This window comes from Rhodococcus sp. 14-2470-1b (genome assembly GCF_002259415.1).
Taxonomy (GTDB): domain Bacteria; phylum Actinomycetota; class Actinomycetes; order Mycobacteriales; family Mycobacteriaceae; genus Rhodococcoides.
The window spans coordinates 55,171-79,784 of sequence record NZ_NPFY01000026.1; the positions used below are offsets into that span (position 1 = coordinate 55,171).

Genomic DNA, 24,614 nt, shown 5'->3' on the forward strand with positions numbered 1-24,614 from the left:
ATCAGTGTGAACGCCGAAAGCACACCACGTCGTTGCATACGCGTCAACCTTGTAGCGCTTGTCGCTTGGATAGGCTCCATCGAAATCGCTGACGAGTCGTCGGCGGCGTGTGAGCGAAACACACTGCCGCACAGCGGATGCGGAGCTCTACTGGTAACACTGCATATCGAGAATGGTCGTATTACTTCATTACCTCGCTGGCGGTCAAGACACATGGCATGCGCCTTGACGTCGCGGTCACGAAGTCGGAGTCCTGCCGGCCCAGGTCCACCCAGCGACTTGTTCCGATAGAGTCGGGCGCGCCGGAGCATGTCCCTGGTGAGCCTTGGCCTAACACGGCCTCCGTTCAACAATCTGACGCGCTAGGAAGTCATACATCATGGGCAGAGCGCGAACAGTACGACTTCGGTGGTTAGTGGCCGTCGTCGCCGTGGCGGCTCTGGCGCTGATCATCGGGCTGGCTACGAGACCGGGTGAAGTCGAGGACCGTGGGTGTTTGACGGTCGATTCGAGTCTGAGCGAGCTGCTTCTGAGTCGGCCATCGATTGGCCCACTTGAAACCTTCGTGTCGGTAGCTGAAGAGGTTGCGCCGCAGGGCGCGGCGAGGGCGTACGAGCACTATTACGTCATTGCCATGCAGTTCTCCACTACCGACGGGTCGATGCACGAGGGTGTCTGGGAGTTGGGTATGAATGGGTCCGGTCCACGAGGTGGGACCGTGGGTACTGCGGCCGCCGGAGCCTCGGAGTCCATCATCTCGATCAATAGAGAAGCGCAGTCGTTCACCCTCTGGCCCCGTAATGGTGGCCTCGTGAATCCGTTGAGTGAATCTGTCATTCGCGCGAGAACTTGCCTAAACGCGTTCACCAACACGACCCTCTGAAAGGGCCGAGCAGAAGCCCAACCAATTGGTCGACCAGTTGCTCACGTTCGGGACTGCCGGTCGAGGTGAGTATTGCGGTGCTGGGGGATCGTGGAAGATGACTATCGTCAAGAATCTTCTCGAAGGCCAAACCTTTTATCGGCAACGTCAAGGTAACTCCCGCCGGTCCGGACCGGGTCCTCCGTGGAAATTATCGCGTCGACAAGGTTAAGGTTCTTCTGTGGGGAAGGTATTCGAGCGTATTGACGACTCGCTGAAGACGTGGATCCAGGCGCAGCCGATGTGGTTCGTCGGGACGGCACCGCTGCAGAGTGACGGACATGTCAATGTCTCACCCAGAGGGCATGATTCGTTCTCCGTACTGGGGGAGCGCAGAGTTGCGTGGGTCGACTACACGGGGAGTGGAGTGGAAACGATCGCGCACATTCGAGACAACGGCCGAGTCTGCTTGATGTTCGCCTCGTTCGACAGTCGACCGCGAATAGCGCGGCTCCACGGAACGGGGTCGGTGTGGCTACCCGGCGATGCCATGTTCCACGACGTGGTCACACGCCACCCGGCGAACCCGAGCACCCGAGCGGTTGTGTCGGTCGATGTGACCAGAATCAGCGATTCGTGTGGGTGGGGTGTGCCGATGATGGAGATGGCCGGCGAGCACGATCTTTTTCGTCGGCATGCCGAGAAGAAGGGCGTCGACGGCATGGTGACATATCGCGCCGAGCGTAACGCAGTCAGTATCGACGGTCTGCCGGGTTTCCCAATGTGATCCGACCGCGCCGGACTACCGCTCCGAGGTCGAACGGTGACGGTGCACCTCCGCAAGCATTCCGAACGCGGGACCGATCAGGACGCCGGTACCGTGGTCGTCTCTGAGCACCGTCATCGTGATGCCGGTCAGCGTGACCACCAGCAGCACCACGAGGGATGTCCGCTTGAGGCCCAACCCGCGGCTACCCCACTGTCACCACGACAGAAGCATTGCCCGCGACCATCGATGCGCGCTGACCCATCACCTTCGACGCCGTTCAACGCCACAAATTGCCTGGGTCAGTAGCCATCCCTGCGGCTTTGCATATTCCTGAAAGTGACTGCGCCACAGCATATGCAGCACTTTACCTGACATTATCCGTCTTATCGGCAGTCCACCTCTACTCGGTGGCGCGGTACTCGCCTCCAGGACTTAATGACGGTGCGGAAACTGCCGTTTCCGCACTACGTGGTCAGTGGTTGATTCGACGAAGGCGTTCTGTTCAGCGATCACATGGACGATGTCGGGGCCCGGCACGTCCAGTGTGACAGTTGATATGTTCGCTCACCCCCTCAGATTCGTGAGGTCGGCTCGCTTTTTCGAGTTTGGGTAGCGCCTCCGCTGGCCTATGGAGCAGTAGTCTGGGTTGGAGTTGAGGAGGTGTCGATTGTCGATAGGACGACCGTCTGTGGATCGTGTACGGGCTATCGATGCTGCTCGTATCAACAGTGCTCTCGAGGCTGCTCGCAGTACCGAGGCGACCCGCGCGGACCAGGATGCGTATGTTCGCGGAGAGATTAATATCGCTGAGCTCGGGCATCGGGTGCGTAGCCGGTACGGCGTCTCCTGATTCGGGTCGCGTTTGAGCACGAGGGAGCTCATCACTTTGAAATGAGGTGGAGTCGAGTGGCCATGGCGGTCCGTTTAGACGGTAGCGGACCACGCGGGACCCTGGTGGACCGGGAGCAGCTCGCCGTTGGTCATCTTTTACTCATCACTTTGGGGCGAATGCGGATGGATTCACACGGACGCCGGTGGTCACTCGACTTCCCAAACACCCAGCTCAGCTGGCCTGTGATGGACGCGAGTGCATCCACTTGAATTGTTACCACTTGTACAGCGGGTCCGGGGTTCGAGTCCCTGATGGCGCACCCAGAAACACCCCGTCACCAGCGTAAAGCTGGAGGCGGGGTGTTCTGCTTTCTGCAGACTTCAGCCCTACTCATCACTTTGAGCTCGAAGTGATGAGTAGCACAGCAGCTGCTGGTCACACCTGGTTTAAGCCGTGTCGACTGTAAGAGTCGGCCTCAGTCCGTTTAGCTTCACGCCCAGTTGGTCAGGGCCAGGAAGTCAGGGAGCGCTCTGGGCAGAATTTAGCGCAAGATGGGAAGCAGTCGGAAATCGACCTCCGAACCGCCACGAGAGTGGAGGTTCTGGGCGGCCTTCCGCATACGCGCCGCCCTGCGTCCCCCGCTAAATCCCGTCGGCGTCGATATCTGACGACGCTTACACCGACGGATGTCGTCGTCGGAGTGCGTCCCCACGCGCCAAGTTCGGACAGGTCCCTACCCCATTGGCACCTCCGTCGCGCAGCCTCATGTCGGGCTCGGTCATCTCTCTAAACAGTTCCTGGAAGCGTTGCTGCGCGTGCTTGTGCATGACCCACCACGAACCCGACGAGTCACACCGAGGTCGCACCGCGTGACGTCATCATGCGGTCCGACGGTGCCGCGCTGGTGGCGTCCGGGATTCCGGCCGGTGAGCGACTACGGTCGACATTCGGTTCCCACGGTGTCGGGTGAGAGCGATTCGATGGGCAGCGTTGCTCGGCAACGATTCTCGGCGACATATGTATCAAGTCAATCGAATCCTGTTTCAACGGAAACGATTTGAACTGCGACACCGCCGCACTGTTCCCCGTGATCGGGTACGAGGAGGCCGCGGCTACCGCGCACCCGGGCTCAGGCCGGCGACAGACCACTGCGCGACGCTGCTTCGGCCACCGCATCAGTCGGCGGCGATGAGTTCGATCGATTCGTGGATGCGGCCAGGATAGCCGGTATCGAAATGTTCGATGGCAATGAGCGAAAGTATCGATTGTTCGACGGTCGCTCTCTTGCTTCACTCGAATGGCACACATTCACAACGAAAGGGTCATTCGAATGCGAGTACTTCTGGTCGGCGGAGCGTCGGGAATCGCCCGGTCCATTGCGTCGTCTGTTCTCGACGGCGGCGGTGAGGTGGTCCTCGCCGGCCGACGCCGTGAGTCTCTCGACGCAGCAGTCGCTCTGTTGGGTCCGGGAGCGAGTGCGTTGGTGATGGATATCGCGGACGAGTCCTCCATCGCGCAAGCAGTCTCGTCGGTGGGCTCGGTCGACCACGTCATCAGCCTCGCCGCCGAGCATGCGAACGGACCCATCGCCGATCTTGACGGCACCGCAGTCCGAAACGCATTCGACGCCAAAGTGATCGGACCGATTCTTCTGGCGAAGCACTTTTCGCCGCAGGTGCGAGAGGGGGGTTCGTTCCTGTTCTTCTCCGGTGTCGCTGCGTGGAGACCTGCGCCCGGCCTGTCGGTAATGGCGACGACGAACGGGGCGGTGGCGTTCCTGACCGATGCGCTCGCAGTCGAACTTGCACCCGTCCGCGTCAATGCCCTGTCACCTGGGATCGTGGATTCGGGGGCCTGGGACTCTATGGGACCGGGGAAGGACAAACTGTTCGCGGATACGGCGCGCACCAACCCCGTCCGCAGAGTCGGTCGACCGTCCGACGTCGCGGCCGCTGCACTGTCGTTGCTGACGAACACCTTCGTCACCGGCGTCACCCTGCACGTCGACGGGGGAGGGCGGTTGGCATGAAACTCCTCACGGCAATGGCTGCCCTGGTGGCCGTGACGCTGCCACTGATGGCGTGTTCCGCCCGTGCGACAACCACCGACCGGCCTCTGGTGGATTCTGCGGTCGACCTGGTCGCACCGGGGACGGTGAACGTCGGCGATGCACCGGTTACGGACCGAACCCGCGAGGTCGTCCGTATCGCGCAGACGCTGTACACATTCTGGAACACCAGTGATACGGAATATCTCCACCGAGCGGTGGACCCCGGCTTTGTCGACAACACACTGCCGCCAGGACGCCCGCAAGGCCCAGCGGGACCCGTCGCGGCGTCGGACACCTTCACCGCACGGTTGATCTTCCGGGGTCATTTCACCGGCACGTACGACGGTCGCATCGGCACCGGACAACCGATCGAATTCGGTGCGATCGACATCCAGCATGTCGGTGATGCTCGCATCGACTCGGACTGGCACCTCGAAGACAACCTCACCTTCCTCCGGCAAGCCGGACTCGTCGCGGTCGGCTGACCGAACCGAGCCGCCACCAGCGCACACCATTACTTGCGACAGGAGCTGACACACATGAACGTCGACCCGAGGATCAGAATGGCCGCAGGCATCGTCATGGCCGTGATCTCCTACGTCGTCGCCGTCACGAACTTCATCGACGGAGACATTCGGTCCGGCGTAATCCTCACGCTGATCGGCATCTTCTTCAGCACGATGCTCGTTCAGACGACAAGCCGCTACCTGAAGAGGGATTCAAGCTAGCGGCGTCGGACTGTCGCCGTAGAATACGCTCGACCGATGCCGACTCTGCGAGCCCTCGAATGCTTTGTCGCCGTGGTGGACGCCGGTTCTGTGACCGCCGGGGCAGCGAAGTTGAATCTCTCCCAGCCTGCGCTGTCTCATCAGTTGGCGTCGTTGGAAACGGAAATCGGCACCCCGCTGCTGGAACGGCTCCCGCGCGGGGTTCGGACGACCCCGACCGGCCGCGCATTGCTCGACGATGCGCGGGCCGCACTCTCAGCTGCCGACCGAATCGTCCGGATCGGACGAGCGTCGGCTGAGGGACGCGAAGGCCGGTTACGGCTAGGGTGCGCCGAAAGCATGACTGTCCCAGTCCTCGCGCCCACGCTACGAAAATGGACGAGAAAGTATCCGCACATCGGACTGGACCTGACCGAGTTCGCCAGCGCGGATGCGATGGCGGACGCACTCTCGTACGGCGACATCGACCTCGCAGTCGGTCCGGCTTCGACGCAGTTCACCGGCGTCACCCACGTGATCGGGACGGAAGACATCGTCGCGGTGATTCCGGAGGGGCTCGATCTCGCCGACGAGCCCGCCATCTCGTGGACCGATCTCGCCGGAAGACCGATCGTGCACTACCACCCGTCGAACGGTCTACGCGGGTGGTTCGACTCCGTCGCGACAACCCACGGCGTCGAGCTCGATGCTGTCGCCCATTCCCGGAACGCCACCACAGCAGCACAACTCGCCCACGCGGGCCTCGGAATCGCGCTCGTTCCGACCACCGCACTCCCCGCGCGGTTCGCCGGCATCGTCACCCCGATGCGGCCACCGCTACAACGCGCGGTCGTCGCGATGGTCGGAACGCGCACGGACGCACTGACCCGCCGATTCGTCGACGACCTGCTGGCGCGGGGAATGGGAGCGCGGCGCAGCTGATCGGCGCCCGCCTAGGTTCCCCGGCCGGCAGAACCCAAGCGCTGCACACCCCGATCGAGCACACAGACAGGGCACCGGATGACGGCGAAAAAGACGTGCGGCTACCGGCTCATCACGACGTCCCCTCACATCGTCGACACCACTCGACGGTGCGGTGACTGTCGTTGTCGCAGCGGGGGCACCGCTCAGGAAGTTGCACCGTACAGGACCAAGGTGTGGTCGATGCACTGCTCGATGAAAGCGCGGTCCAGGGTCTCGTCGATGACGAGCAGTCTGAAATACATCGGTGCGCAGAGTGTTTCGAGTAGCGAACGGGGATCGGTGTTCGAGGGCAACTCTCCCCGTTCGAGGGCTCGGGTGATCACGTGGGAACTCTGTTCGAATCTCTCGGTCCAGAACCGGTTTCGTGCGGCGCTGACGTCCGGATCGGCGGACAGGGCGATGGTCGTGCCGATCAAACGCGTGATGCCTGGCCGCGAGATCAGCTGCGCTATCTGGTCGGCAACCACCATCAGGTCTTCGCGCAGGGTTCCCGTGTCCGGGACAGGATTATGGGTAGCTGCAAGATCCGTGACAGCGTCGGCGATCAACGCGGTTCGAGTACCCCACCGGCGATAGACGGTCGTTTCGGCGACGCCGGCGCGTGCGGCGATGTCGCCGATGGTCAATCCTTCGATGCCGTGTTCGCGGGCTTGGTCCAGCGTTGCGGTGAGCACCGCCTCGCGCACACGTGCCGATCTGCCGCCGGTTCTCCTACGCACCTCGCCGTCACCCGCCGCGGATTCAGGGATGTCGTGTGTGGCCCGGTCCATGGGCTCTGTTTCTACGCTAGATGCCTGCCAGGATCCACTTACACCCTGTTCGGGGCGGTTGAGAGGAACCGTTCGACGAACCCGAGTTCCTGCCCTCTTGCGGTAATGGATCCTTAACGCAATAATTGCTGGCGTTAAGTCGCTCATCTTCGGTCGCCTACCACCGGAGTAGCTCGATCACGCGTCTGAGATGGGGAATGAAGATGAAAGAGTCGCTGGACATTCGGGCCACCATCGGGGCGAGAACGGTGTCTCGGCAGCGTGTGCTCGAGTGGGAGTCCGCCCGCGCAACGAAAGTGCTCACCACATTCGCGGCCAAGCTGGGGGAGCGGGCGATGCGCGAGCTGTCGCCGAATCGGTCGGTCCAACAGCTCCTGTCGACCAACCTCGCCGAGCAACGGTCTGCATTGACGCGATTGAAATACGAACTCGGACATGCCGGGATCTACGCTGCGCTCCGACGCGAGATGGCAGTATCGGAGCGCCTCACGCGTATCGGTGTTGCCGCCAGTCGCGGCCGCACCCGACATGCCGTGACACGGCTGCAGGTCCCAGGTGTGGACGCTGAACGCTCCGTGGAGTGGTTCGACAACTTGACCATCACCAATGCAGAAACCGACATGCTCGACGCGTGTCCCGATCACTACCTTCTGCGGGGGCTACCCGACGGGCGCCAGGAGGTCATCGAGACGACGGGCGGATCGCCTGCGGCAAGCCGCTTCTTGGTCGACTACACCCGAACGGCGTCGTTGACGATCGAGATCGATCACGACTATCCCATCCAGGTCGCCGGATCGGCTGTTCTCGATGACGGTTTGGTCATCGGCGGTGTGCGACATCAATTTCGCAATGTCAACGGAAACCTCGACGCTGTGCTGACGGTGCAGTTTCCTGGCACGACACCGGCAAGACTGATCGCAGAACATCAGTGGCATCTCGCCTGCGAATTCAGCAACTGGATCGAAGCGGCCCACCGGTCTGTAGCAACCTGAGACAACCCGGGTCTCGACTGGCGTGCTTTAGCGCGGAGACCGGTCACACCCCGTTCCGTTCGAGCCGGAGGCGGGCGCCAGCGATTCGGTCGGCAGCCTCGCCTGGGGGAACACTGTCGGAGCGGGAGCGGTCGAGAATCGACAACACCGTGTCGTAGATCCTCTCTACGCGGTGGCGGACCCACTGCGCGTCGACACCGTCCTTTTCCCCCGCAACCTGGATGAGTCCGCCGGCGTTGGCAACGTAGTCGGGCACCCACAGCACACCCTTGCTGTGCAGATACTGGCCGACGTCCGCAGTTCGGAGTTGGTTGTTTGCTGCGCCGCACACGATAGATGCGGTCATCCTGTCGGTGGAAGCGACGGTGACGGTCGCACCCAGCGCGCAGGGGGCATACACGTCCAACTCGGCGTCGAGAACATCGTCGCAGACGACGATCGAAGGGAAGCGGGCTGCAACAGCGCGCACTGCCTCGACGTCGACGTCCGTCGCGATGACGTTCGCCCCTGCTCGCACCAGCAAGGCGATCAGCTCGGAGCCGACCTTTCCCACGCCTTCGACCCCGATCACACGATTCGTGAGATCGGGCGTGCCCCAGGTCGAGGTGGCCGCGGCACGCAAGGATTGGTAGACGCCGAGAGCAGTCATCGGACCGCTGTTGCCGGAACCGCCCGCGGCCGCCGACCGTCCGACCACGTGGGCAGTCCGTTCTCCGATGACGTCGAGATCGTCTGCGCCGGTGCCGACGTCGCCCGCCGAGATGTATCGGCCGCCGAGAGTGTCGATGAAGCGTCCGTACGACCGGAGCAAAGCCCGGGTCTTGATGTCCCGCGGATCGCCGATGATCACGGCTTTGCCGCCACCGAGTGGAACGCCTGCGATTGCCGCTTTGTAGGTCATCCCACGTGACAAGCGGAGTACGTCCGTCAAAGCGGCCCCCTGGTCCGAGTAGGGGTAGAACCGGGTGCCACCCAGGGCGGGACCCAGGGTGGTCGAATGGATCGCGATTATCGACTGCAGGCCCGTGGCGTGATCCTCGCAGAAGACGACCTGCTCGTGTGGCAATCCCTCGAGTGCATCGGTCCGGTCGAAGACTGTTGTGTCTGCGGCGCCCGCGACGGATTGCGTGCTGAGTGTCATGTTCGAAAGCCCTTCCGAAGAATCATCGTGCATGAGTTCAGGTGTTGGTGCGGTGGTCGACCGATGTGGTCCAGATGCATTGCCTAACCCAGGACAGTTCCGGTGGACTCGGTATTGAATTCCCTGCGCCTGGAGAAGGATCCGAGATGTATCTGCACACCGGTGTGCGGACCCGTGTAGACAACTGGATCGAGATCGTGGTCGTGCCCCGCCTCGACTTTCTCGATCAGAGTAGCCAGCATTCGGCCGACGACAGGTGCGTTCTTGAATTGATTACCGCTGGTGCCCATCGCTACGTAGTAGCCCGGTCGATCGGTCTTGTCATAGATCGGGGTCCAGTCCGAGGCAGCGTCGTACACGCCGGCAATTCCTTTGGGCTGGGACGGTACCGGCAAATGTGGAAGACGCCGAGCTGCTCTGAGGACCTGCGCCTGAAAACGAGCGGCAGTGCGGTTCGGGTTTGCGGTGTCGGGGTCGTCGATCCATTCCAATGGATCGCACTCGGGCTCGGTACCACCTATCAGAAAGCCACCGCCGTGTTCTGGTCGCATATAGGTTCCCAGATCGAGATCGGCGATCATCGGCCCGAGTCGCGCATGGTGGTTGTAGCCTTTCGGCGCCGAGACATGATGAACCTCCTGCCTGAGGGGGCGAACGGTGACGGTGAAATCCGATCCCACTCCTGCCATTGCGTTCAGCGCATTCGACCACGGCCCAGCAGCGTTGACCACGACCGAGGTTTCGACGGTGTCGCCGTTGTCCAGTCGAAGGGCCCACTGCCGCGAGGCAGTTTGTTCGATGCCGATCACTGTTGTGCGGAACGAATGGATCGCGCCTTTCGCTGCCGCGGCAGCGCCCAAGTTGGCCGCCGCAAGCTGGGGGTCGTCGACGAAGCCGGCTTCAGGTGTGAACACCGCTCCGAGCGAGGTGTGGGTGTCGGCATAGAATTCCTCGCTGTCAACAGGTTTGGGAGGGTAGTAAGACCCGACATCGATTCCTGGGATCCGATCGCCCAACGTTTTCGAGTCCCACAGCTCGTACCTCACCCCGATCTTGTCGAAGAGTCGAACCGTACGTTCACGTGGGGCGAGGTCCACATCGAGGAATACCATTCCACATTCGTGGAACTGGGCAATTGGTCCGCGGGCGGAGTCGTCCAGATGTTCGCGCCAGCTCTTCCAACAGTGCGCGGCCTCCCATGCTGCAGCCATCCCGTCGTACGTCGAATAGTTGTAGCGTATGACCGCGCTGGAGGCGCTGGTGGAACCGAACCCGGAACCTCCCTCCTTGTCGAGGACCAGGACTTCGTAACCACGAGCAGCAAGTTCGTAAGCGATGGAGTTGCCGATCACCCCGGCTCCCACAACTATCGCATCGGTCGATCGGGGCATCGTTCCTCCAGATTTGTTGTTGCGACGGTGTACACGAAGCGAACCGCTACAACCACAAGTTTTGCCTAGACCGGAGGGCGACGCTATCTCCATTTGTGGATACTTCGGTTGACTACGAACAGAATTTGTCGCGTACGGCGCCCGTACGGAACAGTCAGCCGATCGACGAGTCGTGTGCTTCGGCTATGGACTTCATCTTCAAGCCGAGGTGCAGAGAGAGTCGGTCGTCGCCGTTGTCGAAACTGCAACCGGTGATCTGCTCGATGCGTTTGAGTCGCTGGTAGAGCGTCGCACGGTGAATTCGCAGCAGTTCCGCGGTGCGTCGAATATCGCACGCATTGTCGAAGAATGCGCCGAGGGTAGTCGTCAGTACCTGTTGCTTGTCCGCGGCTTCGAGTGCCTTCACAGGTGAAACCTGTGTAGCTCCGATGATTTCGTCACGGGACAGTCGCAGTAGGACGTCGTAGGGACCCAGGTGGCCCCATCTCGCCACGTCGCCGAGCGAGGGGACGAGCAGTGCAGCGCGAACTGCGGCCGTCGCGCTGCGATAGGCGCGGTATACCGCGCTGAGCTCGTTCACGGTGTCGCCGACGCCGAGGACGAATCGACTGTCCCGACCACTCAGTTGGCGAAAGCGATAATCCGCGCGTTCGGTGACGCGCTTCAATTGTTGTGGCGTCGGAATATTCTCGAATGCAAGAAGGATCCACGCGCGGGACTTGTCTGCCACCATCAGACCGGCGCCGGTCGGAAGAGTGTCCAGCGCTTCCTGCATCGCGACCTGTACCGCTATGTCGTCCGATGCTTCTACCGAGTGTGCAGTGTCGCGTTGCGCTGCGATGACCTGATAAAGCATCGGTCGCGGGGCGAACAGCTGGTCGGTGACTACATCCTCGACGGCCTGCGTCCTGACCTCTGGAGTTGAGCTGACGAGGTTGCGGAGAATCGATTCGCGATGAGCATTCGAACGCTCATGACGCAGAAGTCGTTCGTACAGCACAATGCCCGCGCGCGAGGCAGTGTCCTCAGCCATTTCGACGTCGGACTCGGTCAGAGGGTTCTCTTCACTGTCGATCAGCCAGAGGAAACCGAGAAGCAGACTCTTGCACCGCACAGGTACACAGAGTCGCTTCTCGCTCCCCGGCACATCGGGCCGCGCGCTACCCGGTTTGATCCAGGTGCCGATGCCGAGAGCGAGAAGTGGCCGCGAAACCTCCTCGGGTACCGCTCGATTCAGAATCGATGCGACGCGCAGGGAGTCTTCGTCGCCGAAGTGTCGACTGGACGCAAGGAGTCGGATGGACGGGTCGTCGATGGCCACAGAACGGCGGAGTCGCCCGGCCAGGTCGTCGACGAGGAGCTGCAGTTCGTCGATGGACATGTGGACTCTCCTCGCAACTCTCGACAGGCACCTTGATGCTAGTGCAGCGCGGTCCGAGACCACCTCGCTCGATCACCGGACATGACATTCCTTCAGATAGCTCAAGAAGGATGCCTGTACTCCGGTGACGTGCGTCTCGTCGAGCATCGAAGTCGACAGGAGCTCCGAACGACCTTGTGCGCGCAGTCCCTCGAGCGCTCTGAGGACATTTCGGGCCAAGCCGCGATACACGGGGACATCGCCCCAGAGTTCTACCTTGTTCAGAGTGACGTGGAGACGTCCGGCGCCTGGGCCGTCGTCGCTCGCTTCCGGAAGGTTTCCGATCATGTCGAACAGTTGGCTGTCTGCGCTGCTGATCCCCGGTGTTCCCGCGCCGACCGTCGAGAAGGGAGTTCCGCCGCGAAGCCACGCGTACAACGCGAAAAGCCCACCGTACGAGAACCCGAACAGCCCGTGACCGGTGTCGCTGACGCGAAGGTGAGAGTGCAGACGAGGGTGCAGTTCGTCGGTCAGAAAGTCCAGAAACGTATCCGCATTGCAGTCCGAGTGTTGCTCGATGTAGGCGTCGATGTCCCCTTGACTCATCGCCCCGGTTTCGCGTGCGGACTCCAATGCAGCCACTACGTCATCGCCGATAGGTTCCCCGGGTGGCACGAGGTCACGGTTGCGAAGCCGCGCCCAGTCCGATGCCTCGTCTCCGGCGTAGCCGACGGTGACTTGAATGTAGGGCGCAATGCTCAGATACGGATCGCGTTGCGTGACGATGAGTGGTGCGGTGAAACCCACGGTCCAGTTGCCGTCCAACACGTAGACCAGTGGCACTGATTCGCTGGATTCTTCGTATCCGGGAGGTGTGGTGATCCAGATTCCGTACCGGTTGCCTGAGCGTGACTCCACTTCGAGGTACTCGGTGTCCTGAAGGCAACCATGCAATATCGCGCTCAACGAATGTCCTTTGCTGTCGTGCCGCTCTTGACTACGAGAACGGCCATCTCGGGATCGGCGAAGACATCGGGGTCTTCGAGAGGGTCTTCCTGCCAGACGGTCAGGTCTGCTCGCATTCCAACCCGCACCATGCCCACGGTGTCGCCCACGCCGAGGATGTTTGCATTGACGCTCGTTGCGGACACCAAGGCCTGCATCGGCGATTCCAACTCCGAACGCACGCGCAACTCGTCGCCGCGCCGTTGCTGATTCGGACCGATGAGGTCGGAACCGAGGCCGATGCGCAGGCTGGACGCGCGGGCAACCTCGAGAGCGGCCGCCATCCGCTCTCGAACTCCTGCTACTCGTTCGACAGTCGCGGGATCGACATCCGCCACCCCGTCGTTCAACAGTTGGTCGATCACGGAGAAGGTGGGCACCATAGCGACGTCGTGCTCGAGCATCAGAGCCGCTGTCTGCTCGTCGATATCGGTGCCGTGTTCTACGCAGCGCACCCCCGCCTGTACTGCGTTGCGAATCCCTTCCTTACCGTGCGCATGCACTGTGACGTACGTGCCTCGTGCTGCGGCTTCCTGCACAGCGACCGCGATTTCCTCGACGGTGAACTGGGTGTCCGCGAGGCGGTCGTGCCCGCCCACGACTCCACCGGTAACGCACAACTTCAGAAACGTGGCACCCCGGCGAAACGACTCACGCACGTTCTTCCTGAGTTCGTCGGCGTTGCCGGACATCAGCGACAGCGCACACAGCCCGGGCATGTGATGCTGTGTCCACAATTCTGTGGGTTCCCAATCGGCGCCGTAGTATCCGTGCCCGCCGACCTGGCATTGGACAGGGCCACAGGACAGGACGTGCGGACCCCGCACCTTGCCCTTGGCGATGACGTCGACGACACCGCGGTCTATGCCACCGGTGTCGCGAACGGTCGTGAAGCCGGCATCGAGGGCTAAGCCTGCCGAGGCGAATATATCGGCCGCGATCTCGGCGGCAGACAGTTCGAATCCGAACTGTGCTCTGATGGGACTGGACAGACCGAGGTGAACGTGCGCGTCGATAAGTCCGGGGGTGACCAGCCTGCCATCCAGATCCACCGTTGTCGCGCCTGCTGGTGCATCGCCGAGGGCGGTGATGATCCCGTTGCTCACGCAGACATCCACCGCGGATGGTTCTACACCGGATCCGTCCGCGACTCTACCTCCTGCGTACCACGTTTCCGTCACACAACCTCCCGGTCTTCGCCTCTTCGGATGTCTCCTCCGTAATGGCAACGATGACGCATGTCTTTCATGTGCTTTCGCCCAGGTCCCATCATGGTGCGTGACCACCGGAACGGACAGTGGCCGCGCGTTGCGACTTGGGCACGGGACCATCGACATATGTCGAGTCCCGGTTCGATCGATTGCTTCGGGAGGTGCCACTGCATCGTTAGGTTTCTCGGCTGTGCAAAGGGCGGTCCGTCCCTGCGATTCTCGATTCCGGTATGCCCCGCCAGAGGACCGGAAGCGCAAGCGAAGCGACCGCGGTCGCATAGAACGCCGGCGACAGGTTGCTGCCCGTGGAGTTGACCAGCGTCTCGCATACCAAAGGCGCGGTACCGGCAAAGAGCGCGTACGCAAGGTTGTACGGCAGTGCGGTACCCGTGAATCGAGCATTCGTCGGCATCATCTCGAGGACCGCGAGAAGAGCTGAGGCAAGCAAGGATTGCACGATAACCAAGACGATCAACGCACCTGCGATTGCGACGATGTTTCCCGTGCCGATCAGAACGTAGCTGGGAACCGCGACAAGAACCGATGCAACCATTCCGATTCTGACCAGGGGGCGCCTGCCTATCCGGTCGACAGTTGCGCCGAAGGCGATGTACAGAGGAACCGCGAGCACCAGGGCACCGGACGTCAGCATCAATGCAGCTGTGCTCGACACTCCTGCAGCGTGTGTCAGGAATGTCGGCATGTAACCGATGAGCATATGAGTAGCGACGCCGAGCGACGCGAAGTAGACGAACGCAGTGACCAGAGACCGCCAGTGATTGCGTAACAGGTCGGCCAGGGGGCGAGTGAGAAGAGCTTCTTTTTCTTTCATCTCGGTGAAAGCCGGTGTTTCGTCGACCGCAAGCCTCATGAACAGGCCGGCAATTGCGACAACCCCTCCGATGATGAACGGCCAACGCCACCCACCGTCCAGGAAGTACTCTGTGCCAACCGAATTGAACGTCAGTACCGTGATTGTCGCGAGAATGCTGCCGACGAAGGACGAACCGGCAATGATTCCGGCGTAAAGTCCCCGACGGTGGTATGGCGCGTGTTCGACGACGAAGGTGGCTGCTCCGGTGTATTCGCCGCCGGCCGAGAAACCCTGAACCAATCTGCAGACCAGCAGGAGTAGTGGGGCAGCAGCGCCGATGGAGGCGTAGGTCGGCAGAAGCCCGATAGCCGCTGTCGAGCAGCCCATGAGCGTAATTGCCAAGGACAGGGATCCTCGGCGGCCGAACCGGTCGCCCAGCCTGCCGAAAACCACGCCGCCTGCGGGCCTGGCGAGGAACGCGACACCGTAGAGTGCGAAGGTGGCGAGCAGAGCGCCGCTGCCGAACTCGGCAGGGAAGAACACTGTGGCGAGAACTGCGGCGCTGAAGCCGTAAATTGTGAAATCGAACCACTCGACGATGTTCCCCGTTGCGCCTGCGATCAGCGCCTTTCGACGTGTGCGCGCCCGCTCGGTTGAAGTTCTTTCCAGGCTCTCTATACGAGCGTCGGCTGCACCGGTCATGGGATTCCTCTCGAAGCGGGACTGTAGACGTTTCATCGACGGCGGCGTGGGCGCCGAATTCTTTCGAGAACGCCGATCAAAGAACGTCGGGGTCCGAAACTTTCCCCCGCTTTTCGGCGTGACGAAAGCCTATGGCCGGCGATGTAGGCTGCATCACTGCCATATGTTCACAATGTGGGCGAGAACTGCCTGCATTTGTCGAGAACGACGAGAAGTGCAGCGGGCTGACTACTTGCTTCGGGACGTAACGGCGTGTCACGCGCCGGCGAATTACTACCTATGAGAAGCAAACTTATTGCAGCCGCACGAGTTAGCGTCGTCATGTGCGGTCTGGCCACCGCTTCGATCTCGACTTCCGGGGTGGCGTCTGCCGGCCCGCAGGACTGTGCCGTCGTGCACGACTCTTTCAGCGCATCGGTAACCTGTCACGACACCGGAGCTCCGCCCCGGAGAGAGTATTTCCTCAGCATCGAATGCTGGGGTTTTCATGGCATCCCCAATGCCTTTCCGTTCTACGCGGTCGGGCCGTACACCGCGTCGACAAGCTCGTTCGGGCCGACAGGTCAGGCGTCAGGTACGTGCAGCTCGGGGTGGGGTGCACTTGTGCCGAATGTCGGAGTGGTCACCGGCGCTCACGTGGAGACGTACGTTCAGGGAGGCTGAGTCGCGTCCCCGCACCCCCGAGACTGCGACGGTCAGGGCTGGTCGAGATCGGCAGCGCCCAATGGTATGGGCCGGCTGCACAGTTCGTCGGCCTCGGCGCGTGAAAGTCCGAGTGAGACAAGGATTCCAGCCGTCATGGCGTCGGCGGCCGCTGCGTCGTCGCGGTCGGGTTGCTGCAGTAGTAGTTGCCCGAGGCCGAGGAGGGATCCGGCGACCAATGCCATGGCGAGGTCCGTATCAGGGGCGACGAATCTGCCGGCTTCGGTAGCTGCGGCGATGTCGCGTGCAGCCCGCGGAGCCAGACCCTTCGTCGAGGTGATGAGGGATGGACCTGAGTTGACGAGAACCCGGCTCAGCTCGGGTTGTAGGCGAAAGAGCCGTCCTGTGATGCGGAAGGACTGTGCAAATATCTCCGCTGGGTCGCTGAGTTCGACGGTGAGTGAATCCAGGTAGTCCCCGAGAGACTCCAGTGCGCTCTCGACTGCGGCAGCGAACAATTCGTCTCTGCTGTCGAAGTGGTTGTAGAACGAGCCCATTCCCACGTCGGCGGCTTGCGTTATCTCCAGGATCGGCGCGTTGGGTTTACCGTCGGCGATGAACCGCTGCGCCGCCGTGATCAGTGCGGAGCGGGTACGAGCCTTGCGGCGTTCGAGCCGGTTTCCTGCAGTGGTCATTCTGCTGGTCGCACCCCTCTTCGCGTGAATGTCCGTCGCCACATTAGACCACCCTCATAGCTGACGATTTAGTCAGAACCCTTGACTGACGACTCGCTCATAGGTGACGATATCGTCAGAAAGTTGACGAGGGGAGGGAACGACGATGGCGGACGCGCACAAGGACATGCACGTCGACCAGGGCGCGCTGCCAGGGGAGCACCCGGGGCGGGCAAAGAATCCGATCGTCAAAGTTCACGACATCGCGTGGCTGGAGTTCTGCAAACCGAACCTTCTCCGTGCCGAGGCATTCGCGTCGGCATTCGGGTTCACCGTGACCCATCGTTCGTCCCAGGAGCTTCACCTTCGGGGCACGCAAGGCGGTTCGCCGTGCGTCGTCATCCGGAGTGGCACGCGAACCCGCTTCGTCGGCGCGGCGTTCCAGGCCGTCGACGAGTCCGACGTACTTCGGCTGGGCAAGGCAACCGGACGTCGGGTCGATCGCCTGCACGAGAGCATCGGCGGTATCGGGGTCACTCTCCACGATCCGAGCGGACAACCGGTACGCGTGGTCGCCGGCACCCGGGCTCTTCCTGCGCTGACCGGCCAGCGCATCCACCCCCACAACGACGGCGGGAGCAGTACTCGCGTCAACGCGACGTGGCGAACTCCCCATGAACCAGCGCTCGTCGAGCGCATCGGTCACGTCGTCCTCTCGCGCACTCGATATCTCGAAAACCTGAACTGGTACCTGGAACACCTCGGGCTCATCGTGAGTGACTTTCTCTTCTACGAGAATCAGCGCGAACGTGGGCCGGTGATGAGCTTCATCCGCTGCGATCGCGGCGACACCCCGACCGACCACCACACCGTGGCGATGACACTGGGACCCTCGGATCGATACGTGCACTCGGCCTACCAGGTGTGCGATCTCGACGCTATCGCCGCGGGAAGCGAGTTCCTGACCGAACGCGGCTACCGCCACTCGTGGGGGATCGGCCGACACATTCAGGGAAGTCAGATCTTCGACTACTGGCGCGATCCCGACGGTTTCCTGGTCGAGCATTTCAGCGACGGCGACCTGTTCGACAGCTCGCTCGAACCCGGTTGGGCCCCGATGACGGCGTCGGGCCTCGCCCAATGGGGACCGCCGGCAACACGAGATTTCCTCGGCATCGCGCCCGGACGGCAATCGTTGGGGGAACTGCGGTCGATCATCTCGTCGCTACGACACGACAACGAATTCGACGCCCAGCGCTTGCGGGGCCTGCTGAAAGTAGCCAACTCATGACTGTTTCGATTCTCCGTACCGTCGACGCCTGGTGGGTGCACACGCCGGGCGGCGCCGTCCGAGTCGACACCGACGCGGTGACGACGGCCGAGCTCCTTGCCGACCGGGCGGCGATCGACGCCGCACGCCGCGGTTCGGCGACCGCGTCGGTGGAGGGTCTGGCGCTGGTCTCACCGGTGACCGCGCCGTGCAGGGTCGTCGCGCAGATGACCAATTATGCGACGCACGTGAAGGATTCGGGGATGAACCCGGAGACGGTGCCGCTGACGTTCTTCCGCAAGGCATCGGGGTCCATCAGTGGTCCGGCAGACGACATCGTCAAGCCCGCGCATGTGCAACTGCTCGATTACGAGATCGAGATCGGGCTCGTCTTCGGCGCATCGATGACCGTGGGCACGGCACTCGACGAGAACAACATAGCGGACTACATTGCAGCTCTCGTCATCACCAACGATGTGTCCGCTCGCGACGTACAACTGCCCAAAACTCAGTTCTACGAGGGAAAGTCGTACCCCACGTTCACGCCCGTCGGACCGGTGTTGCTGCTCCTCGAGGCGGGCGACTTCAGCCGCTTCACCGATCTGAGCCTCACCCTGCGGGTGAACGGTGAAGTACGGCAGAACAGCACGGTCGCGGACATGATCTACCACCCGTTGGACACGTTGCGAACATTGACACGATTTCAGCGTATGGACCCGGGTGATCTCTTGCTGACGGGCACTCCAGGCGGGACAGCGCTGACAGCGCCCGCCAAACCGATCGAGATCATCGGCTCGCTCCTCCCTCCCGCACTCAAATGGAAGATCTTCTTCAAGAAACAGTCGTCCAACCCGTCGTATCTGCAGGACGGCGATGTGGTGGAACTTGCGGTGTCGACACCCGATGGGGCACTCGATCTCGGTGTTCAACGGACCAGGGTGCGGTATGCCTGAGTCCGTCGATCACCACCCGGTCGTGATCATCGGCTCCGGTCCCACCGGGATGACGGCCGCACTGTTGTTGGCGCAGTACGGAATCAGCTGTTCCATCATGGACCGCTGGGAGAGTGTGTACCCGCAGCCTCGGGCGGTGCACATGGACGACGAGGTCTGCCGAATACTCGGTGGCCTCGGGTTGGCCGAAGAGTTCGCGGCGATCTCCAGACCGGCCCGCGGGTTGCAGTTGGTCGACCGACGCCTCACGACGCTCGCAGTGTTCGATCGAGACCCCGACCGCAGGCCGCACGGCTTTCCGCAGGCCAACATGTTCGATCAACCCGACCTCGAGCATCTCATGCGGTCGCGGCTGTCCTCGCTCGCCGGCGTCCACATGGCAGGCGGCTGCACCGTCGTCGACGTCGCGAACAGGCGGGACCACTGCGTCGTGACATACCTCGATACACGCACCGGAGAACGCTGTGCCGTCACCGCGGACTATGTACTCGGATGCGACGGAGCGAACAGCACCGTGCGGTCATCGATCGGATCGAGAATGCTCGACCTCGGCTTCGAGCAACGATGGCTGGTGATCGACATCGCCACCGAGTCCGAGCTCGATTTGTGGGAGGGTGTTCACCAGGTGTGCGACACCGAACGCGCCGCAACCTACATGCGTATCGGCCACACCCGTCATCGGTGGGAATTCCGGCTCCGCGACACCGAAACTGCCGACGATTTCGGTGATCTCGACAGCATCCGCCCTCTGCTGACGCCGTGGCTCGGTACTGCGGATCGGGACACACTGCACCTGATCAGATCCACCGAGTACACCTTCCGTGCCCGAGTGGTCGACCGGTGGCGCGATCGCCGCATCTTCGTGCTCGGCGACGCAGCGCATCTGACGCCGCCGTTCATCGGGCAGGGCATGGGCGCGGGTGTGCGCGACGCGATGAACCTGGTCTGGAAACTGGTGGGCGTCATGAACGGATCCTTCGCCGACGACACCCTCGACTCCTACGAAGCGGAGCGCAAACCTCACGTGACGTCGTCGATTCGATTGGCCGTGGCAATCGGGAGGGCAATGACCGGTGGGGGAGCGATCACCGACGCCGTACGCAAGTCCGTCGCGCCCGTCCTCGGACACCTACCCCTGATCGGAGCGCAGGTGACCGACAGTGCCTCGCCGTGCCTGTCCCCGTCCAATTTCGTTACGCGAAAGGCATTGTCGCGTGGGCTTGCCGGATCGCTGTGTCCCAACGCCGTCGTCGATCGCGGGATGAGGGTCGACGACGTTGCCCCAGGGTGCTTCCTGTTCGTCTCCACCACACCGCTCACCCGCGAGCAGAACACGGAAGTTGTCCGCCGAGGCGCAACCGCACTGGAGGTCCCGCAATCCTCGGAACTCGGGATGTGGCTGCATCGACGCCGCGCCAACGCTGCCATCGTGCGGCCGGACAGAACCGTGATGGCCGCAGGCCGGTCGGTGCCGTCACTGCACACTCGGTTGCCGAGTTGCGCCTATCGAATTGTCAGGAGCTCCGGTGACCGTTGACTCGTCGGTCCCCCGATACCGACAGAACATCTACGAGGTCGACGCGATCGTCGACCCGTATCCCCACTACCAGCGGCTGCGCGCATTGGGTCCTGTGGTGTGGTTGCCGCACCAACGCGTCTATGCCGTATCGCGTTACGCGGACTGCAAGGCGGTGCTGCTCGACGACGAGTCGTTCGTCTCCGGCGACGGAGTGTCGCTCAACCCCGTCGCGAATCGCCTGGGGCGCGGCACGACGCTCAACAGCGACGCGGACGACCATGCGACCAAAAGATCCGTTCTGGCGCACCGCATGACCCCCAAAGCCCTGAGAAAGATGACCACGACGGTGGAGGAAGCCGCCGACGGGGTGGTCGCTCGAGCGATGTCGATGCTGGACGTCGATGGGGTCGAGGACTTGGCGACGGCCCTTCCGTTGTCGGTCGTTCCCGATCTGGTCGGATGGCCGGAGGACGGGCGCGACGATCTGTTGCGCTGGGCCGGAGCGACATTCGACGCAATGGGGCCGATCAATTGCCGATCGGTCGGTGCCGCGAAGGCCGTTGCGGAAATGATGACGTTCGCACATCGCGTCGTGAAGAACAGATCGGTTCTGGACGGAAGTATGGGCCACGACGTTCTCGCTGCCGCCGACGAGGGCACGATCGACCCGAAGGCGTGCCCTGCGTTGATGGTGGATTACATGGCGCCATCTCTGGACACCACCATCGGAGCCATCTCGAGTGCGCTGTACCTGTTCTCGCAGCACCCGGAGCAGTGGCAGGCGGTGCGGGCCGACCCCACGCTCATCCCAGGCGCCGTCAACGAGGTGGTCCGGTTCGAGTCGCCGCTACGCGCGTTCTCTCGCAAGGCAGCGCGCGACGTCGACGTCGGTGGAGTTCCGATCCCGCGTGGGAGCCGCCTGTTGGTGATCTACGCCTCGGCCAACCGTGATGCTGCCGAATGGGATCGACCCGACTCGTTCGACATCACCCGCGATGCCGCTCGGCAGCTCGGCTTCGGGTCCGGCGTGCACGGGTGCGCCGGCCAGGGTTTGGCACGGTTGGAAACACGATCGATGCTGCAGGCGCTGGCGCGCCGGGTCGAACGAATCGAATTGACCGGAGAGCCGAAGTGGGCCGTCAACAACATCATTCACCGGCTCGAACGGCTACCGCTCGAGCTGGTACCGAGTAGAGGAGAGCAAGCATGAGGATCGACGTCGACTGGGATCGCTGTGAAGGCCACGGACTGTGCGAAGAGGCCGCACACGAGGTGTTCAGCCTCGACGACGACGGCGAACTGCACTACGCGTACGACCACCAGGACGTCCCCGAGGAGCAGGTCGCTGCGGTGCGGTCCGCGATCGGCGCCTGCCCGGTGGCCGCGCTACGCGAACAGAAATGAACGCAGCTCCGATTGTCGTCGTCGGTCGGTCGACAGCCGGTTGCGCGGCCGTCCGTGAGCTCCGAGCGCTCGGTCACGACGAAGAAGTCGTCATGATCGGTGCAGATCCGGACGGATCGTACTCACGACCGCCGCTCTCCAAGCACGTGCTGGACTCCGACGACGGCATGTCGTCCCGGTGGGATCTGTCCGACTTCGGCATCACCGAACTTAACTCTGCTGCAACACGATTGAATACGGATAGCAAGATCGTCGCTCTCGCAGACGGAACCGATGTCGAGTACGGCACACTCGTCGTCGCGACAGGGGCCGATGCTCGACGCCTGGCTCGGGTCGGCCAAGCGGGGGAACTGGTCGTCAGAACCCATGACGACGCACGGGTCCTGCGTTCCCGGCTGGACGCGGCATCGTCGGCGATCATCGTCGGCGCAGGCTTCCTCGGAATGGAAATCGCCTCGGCGTGCGTCCGACGCACTATCGAGACAACCGTCGTCGACGTGGATCCTCCTCTGGAGCGAGTTCTCGGACGCTTCCTTGCTGCGGCCATCGCAGAGCGCCTGGCGGAAAACGGCGGAAGTATGCTGCGCCCCGCGGGGCCGGTGACGCTGTCCGGCAGTCCCGTGGACGGGATCGTCCTGCCGGATCGCACTGTGCTGCATGCCGATGTCGTTGTCAGTTGTGTGGGGGAGGTGCCGGCCTCCGACTGGCTCGACGGTACCGGCGTTGCGGATCGAGACGGCGTGGGGATAGGAGAGGACTGCTCGACGTCGGTACCCGACGTGTTCGCTGCCGGCGACGTCACGTACTTCCGGGAGCCGTCGAGATATCCCCGACGCGGACCGTTCTGGTCCAACGCTGTGGCTCAGGGCAGGGTTGCTGCAGCATCCGCGCTCGGAGCAGCCGCTCGGTGCGCTCCGGTCGACGACTACTTCTGGACCGAGGTGCTCGGGTTGTCCATCAAGGCGGTAGGTCCGCTACCACTCGTCGGTGAACCGGAAATTCTCACCGGTTCGGTGGACGACGCGTCGGCCCTGCTGCGCTGGGCGCACCCGGACGGTCAAAAGACTCTGGTGGCATACGGGCTTCGCATGTCGGTGGGAAAGCTCCGCGCACTCGCGCGGGCGGAACAGGGGCAAGGATGAAGACAGCAATCGTGACCGGCGCGTCGTCGGCAGTCGGCCGCGCTTCGAGGCCGTAATGCGAGTGCAATACGACGGTTACGGCCTGGTAGCGGGCTCGTCCTAGTTTGAGGCATGAAGTCTTTGAGGCATCCCGCTGCACAGATCGGTCTGGCTGCGATCGGCGGCATTGTGTTCGGTCTGCTCGTCGGTGAGTGGGCGGCGAACCTGAAGTTCATCGGAGACCTGTTCATCCGTCTGATCCAGATGTCCATCGTTCCGTTGGTGATGGCATCGGTCATCGTCGCCACCGGATCCATGTCGGGCACCGGTACCGGAAAGATCGCGTTCCGAACGTTCAAGTGGATGATCGGGTTCTCGTTCGTTGCGGCCGTCTTGGCTTGGGTGCTCAGCAGTCTCGTGCGGCCGGGGTCGGGAATGGTGTTCACGCAAGAGTTGGACCCGAGCCTGGAGGAATCGGCGGGGGAAGCACTCGGATGGCAGGACACGCTGCTGAACTTCGTGTCCACCAACGTGTTCGACGCGATGTCCACCGCGACGATGGTGCCGATCATCGTCTTCGCGCTGCTGTTCGGAATCGCGCTGCGCATCCACGTGAACAAGACCGGTGACACCGGCGTCCTGAGGCTGTTCGATCAGATTCAACAGATCGTCCTGACCATGATTCGCCTCGTCATGGTGATCGCCCCGATCGGCGTGTTCTGTCTACTGGCAGCTCTCGCAGGAGATGTCGGCTTCTCGGTGGTCTCGACCGCGCTCAAGTATCTGGGCACGACACTCATCGGCGTCATCGTCCTGTTCGCGCTGTTCGTCGCTGTCGTGGCAGCACGAACTCGTCTCAGCCCGTGGAAGCTGCCGAACAAGCTCACCGAGCAGACCATCGTCGCGGTGACGACGACGAGTTCGGCCGTCACCTTCCCGACGGTGCTGAAGAACACTGTCGAAAAGGTAGGAGTCAGTCAGAAGGTCGCCAACTTCACGCTGTCCATCGGCTTGACGATGGGTTCCTACGGCGCGGTCCTGAACTACATGATCGTGATGATGTTCCTCGCGCAAGCCGGAAACATCGACCTGAGCATCGGACAGATCGCTCTCGGTATGGGATTGGCGATCCTCCTCAACATGGGCACCATCACCGTTCCGGGCGGATTCCCTGTCGTCGCGATGTTCCTGGCCACCTCGCTCGGCCTGCCGTTCGAAGCCGTCGGTCTGCTGATCGCAGTCGATTGGTTCGCCGGAATCTTCCGTACCTTCCTCAACGTCAACGGTGACACGTTCGTGGCGATGCTCGTTGCGAACGCCGACGACGAGATCGACCGCGACGTCTACAACGGGACCAAGACCGTGACTGCGGAGGAAATAGATCTGGACGACTACCAGGGCGTCATGGCACGCGCGGATCAGGCCGACTGAGCACAGGGTC

At 62.4% G+C, this 24,614-nt stretch carries 23 protein-coding genes and 1 pseudogene; 15 read left to right on the forward strand and 9 right to left on the reverse strand.

Annotated elements, in window-relative coordinates:
- Positions 1 to 1,103: 1,103 nt before the first annotated feature.
- Complete coding sequence (locus CH293_RS19555) at positions 1,104 to 1,649, forward strand: pyridoxamine 5'-phosphate oxidase family protein (RefSeq protein WP_094721226.1); 546 nt, start codon at positions 1,104 to 1,106, stop codon at positions 1,647 to 1,649.
- A gap of 15 nt (positions 1,650 to 1,664) precedes the next feature.
- Here the strand turns inward: CH293_RS19555 and CH293_RS28240 are convergent, their stop codons facing one another.
- Positions 1,665 to 1,802 carry a hypothetical protein gene (locus tag CH293_RS28240; protein ID WP_176460060.1) on the reverse strand — a complete coding sequence of 46 codons (138 nt, stop codon included), beginning with the start codon at positions 1,800 to 1,802 and terminating at the stop codon, positions 1,665 to 1,667.
- A 496-nt stretch (positions 1,803 to 2,298) separates the two neighbouring features.
- Here CH293_RS28240 and CH293_RS19560 point away from each other — a divergent pair, with 496 nt between their 5' ends.
- The 6 genes and pseudogenes from CH293_RS19560 (at position 2,299) to CH293_RS19580 (ending at position 6,162) form a co-directional block, all read left to right on the forward strand.
- The gene (locus CH293_RS19560) at positions 2,299 to 2,481 is read left to right on the forward strand and encodes an antitoxin VbhA family protein (protein ID WP_094721227.1); all 183 of its coding nucleotides are present in this window, start codon (positions 2,299 to 2,301) and stop codon (positions 2,479 to 2,481) included.
- Between the two features lie 826 nt (positions 2,482 to 3,307).
- Positions 3,308 to 3,433, forward strand: a pseudogene (locus tag CH293_RS28640) (hypothetical protein); the annotation flags it as partial.
- Between the two features lie 360 nt (positions 3,434 to 3,793).
- Positions 3,794 to 4,492, forward strand: coding sequence for an SDR family oxidoreductase (locus CH293_RS19565; protein ID WP_369597571.1), 699 nt, complete (start codon positions 3,794 to 3,796; stop codon positions 4,490 to 4,492).
- Positions 4,489 to 4,998, forward strand: a complete 510-nt coding sequence (locus tag CH293_RS19570) for an ester cyclase (protein WP_094721229.1) — start codon at positions 4,489 to 4,491, stop codon at positions 4,996 to 4,998. Before CH293_RS19565 ends, CH293_RS19570 begins: the two co-directional genes overlap by 4 nt.
- Before the next feature lie 54 nt (positions 4,999 to 5,052).
- Entirely contained in the window at positions 5,053 to 5,241 is a 189-nt protein-coding gene (locus CH293_RS19575) for a hypothetical protein (RefSeq protein ID WP_019664883.1), read from the forward strand.
- Positions 5,242 to 5,277: 36 nt separating this feature from the next.
- Positions 5,278 to 6,162, forward strand: coding sequence for a LysR family transcriptional regulator (locus tag CH293_RS19580; RefSeq protein WP_094721230.1), 885 nt, complete (start codon positions 5,278 to 5,280; stop codon positions 6,160 to 6,162).
- Between the two features lie 185 nt (positions 6,163 to 6,347).
- Here the strand turns inward: CH293_RS19580 and CH293_RS19585 are convergent, their stop codons facing one another.
- A complete protein-coding gene (locus CH293_RS19585; RefSeq protein WP_094721231.1) occupies positions 6,348 to 6,974 on the reverse strand; it encodes a TetR/AcrR family transcriptional regulator in 627 nt (208 codons plus the stop codon).
- A 203-nt stretch (positions 6,975 to 7,177) separates the two neighbouring features.
- Between CH293_RS19585 and CH293_RS19590 the strand changes: the two genes are divergently transcribed.
- Positions 7,178 to 7,966, forward strand: a complete 789-nt coding sequence (locus CH293_RS19590; RefSeq protein WP_255122922.1) for a hypothetical protein — start codon at positions 7,178 to 7,180, stop codon at positions 7,964 to 7,966.
- A gap of 43 nt (positions 7,967 to 8,009) precedes the next feature.
- Here CH293_RS19590 and CH293_RS19595 read toward each other — a convergent pair whose 3' ends face one another.
- The 7 genes from CH293_RS19595 to CH293_RS19630 all read right to left on the reverse strand — a co-directional run bounded on the left by CH293_RS19595 (position 8,010) and on the right by CH293_RS19630 (position 16,927).
- The gene (locus CH293_RS19595) at positions 8,010 to 9,107 is read right to left on the reverse strand and encodes a Glu/Leu/Phe/Val dehydrogenase (protein ID WP_033190389.1); all 1,098 of its coding nucleotides are present in this window, start codon (positions 9,105 to 9,107) and stop codon (positions 8,010 to 8,012) included.
- 83 nt (positions 9,108 to 9,190) lie between these two features.
- Positions 9,191 to 10,498 carry an FAD-binding oxidoreductase gene (locus CH293_RS19600; RefSeq protein WP_094721233.1) on the reverse strand — a complete coding sequence of 436 codons (1,308 nt, stop codon included), beginning with the start codon at positions 10,496 to 10,498 and terminating at the stop codon, positions 9,191 to 9,193.
- Between the two features lie 154 nt (positions 10,499 to 10,652).
- Positions 10,653 to 11,879, reverse strand: coding sequence for a CdaR family transcriptional regulator (locus tag CH293_RS19605; RefSeq protein WP_094721234.1), 1,227 nt, complete (start codon positions 11,877 to 11,879; stop codon positions 10,653 to 10,655).
- A 72-nt stretch (positions 11,880 to 11,951) separates the two neighbouring features.
- Positions 11,952 to 12,824: an alpha/beta hydrolase gene (locus tag CH293_RS19610; protein ID WP_094721235.1), complete on the reverse strand. Its 873-nt coding sequence runs from the start codon at positions 12,822 to 12,824 to the stop codon at positions 11,952 to 11,954.
- Positions 12,821 to 13,969, reverse strand: a complete 1,149-nt coding sequence (locus CH293_RS19615; protein ID WP_255122923.1) for an amidohydrolase family protein — start codon at positions 13,967 to 13,969, stop codon at positions 12,821 to 12,823. The genes CH293_RS19610 and CH293_RS19615 overlap by 4 nt, the downstream gene beginning before the upstream one ends.
- 280 nt (positions 13,970 to 14,249) lie before the next feature.
- Positions 14,250 to 15,590, reverse strand: coding sequence for an MFS transporter (locus CH293_RS19620; protein WP_094721237.1), 1,341 nt, complete (start codon positions 15,588 to 15,590; stop codon positions 14,250 to 14,252).
- 695 nt (positions 15,591 to 16,285) lie between these two features.
- Positions 16,286 to 16,927, reverse strand: coding sequence for a TetR/AcrR family transcriptional regulator (locus CH293_RS19630; protein ID WP_037142036.1), 642 nt, complete (start codon positions 16,925 to 16,927; stop codon positions 16,286 to 16,288).
- Between the two features lie 145 nt (positions 16,928 to 17,072).
- Between CH293_RS19630 and CH293_RS19635 the strand changes: the two genes are divergently transcribed.
- From CH293_RS19635 to CH293_RS19665, 7 genes are all read left to right on the forward strand, one after another.
- Positions 17,073 to 18,197 (forward strand): VOC family protein, encoded by a 1,125-nt coding sequence (locus CH293_RS19635; protein WP_094721239.1) that lies wholly within the window; start codon positions 17,073 to 17,075, stop codon positions 18,195 to 18,197.
- The gene (locus CH293_RS19640; RefSeq protein WP_176460061.1) at positions 18,194 to 19,129 is read left to right on the forward strand and encodes a fumarylacetoacetate hydrolase family protein; all 936 of its coding nucleotides are present in this window, start codon (positions 18,194 to 18,196) and stop codon (positions 19,127 to 19,129) included. The genes CH293_RS19635 and CH293_RS19640 overlap by 4 nt, the downstream gene beginning before the upstream one ends.
- Positions 19,122 to 20,666: a bifunctional 3-(3-hydroxy-phenyl)propionate/3-hydroxycinnamic acid hydroxylase gene (locus CH293_RS19645; RefSeq protein WP_094721240.1), complete on the forward strand. Its 1,545-nt coding sequence runs from the start codon at positions 19,122 to 19,124 to the stop codon at positions 20,664 to 20,666. The genes CH293_RS19640 and CH293_RS19645 overlap by 8 nt, the downstream gene beginning before the upstream one ends.
- Positions 20,656 to 21,858 (forward strand): cytochrome P450, encoded by a 1,203-nt coding sequence (locus tag CH293_RS19650; protein WP_094721241.1) that lies wholly within the window; start codon positions 20,656 to 20,658, stop codon positions 21,856 to 21,858. Before CH293_RS19645 ends, CH293_RS19650 begins: the two co-directional genes overlap by 11 nt.
- The gene (locus CH293_RS19655) at positions 21,855 to 22,052 is read left to right on the forward strand and encodes a ferredoxin (protein ID WP_019664872.1); all 198 of its coding nucleotides are present in this window, start codon (positions 21,855 to 21,857) and stop codon (positions 22,050 to 22,052) included. Before CH293_RS19650 ends, CH293_RS19655 begins: the two co-directional genes overlap by 4 nt.
- Positions 22,049 to 23,194, forward strand: coding sequence for an NAD(P)/FAD-dependent oxidoreductase (locus tag CH293_RS19660; protein WP_094721242.1), 1,146 nt, complete (start codon positions 22,049 to 22,051; stop codon positions 23,192 to 23,194). The genes CH293_RS19655 and CH293_RS19660 overlap by 4 nt, the downstream gene beginning before the upstream one ends.
- 111 nt (positions 23,195 to 23,305) lie before the next feature.
- The gene (locus CH293_RS19665; RefSeq protein WP_094721243.1) at positions 23,306 to 24,604 is read left to right on the forward strand and encodes a dicarboxylate/amino acid:cation symporter; all 1,299 of its coding nucleotides are present in this window, start codon (positions 23,306 to 23,308) and stop codon (positions 24,602 to 24,604) included.
- Positions 24,605 to 24,614: the final 10 nt, after the last annotated feature.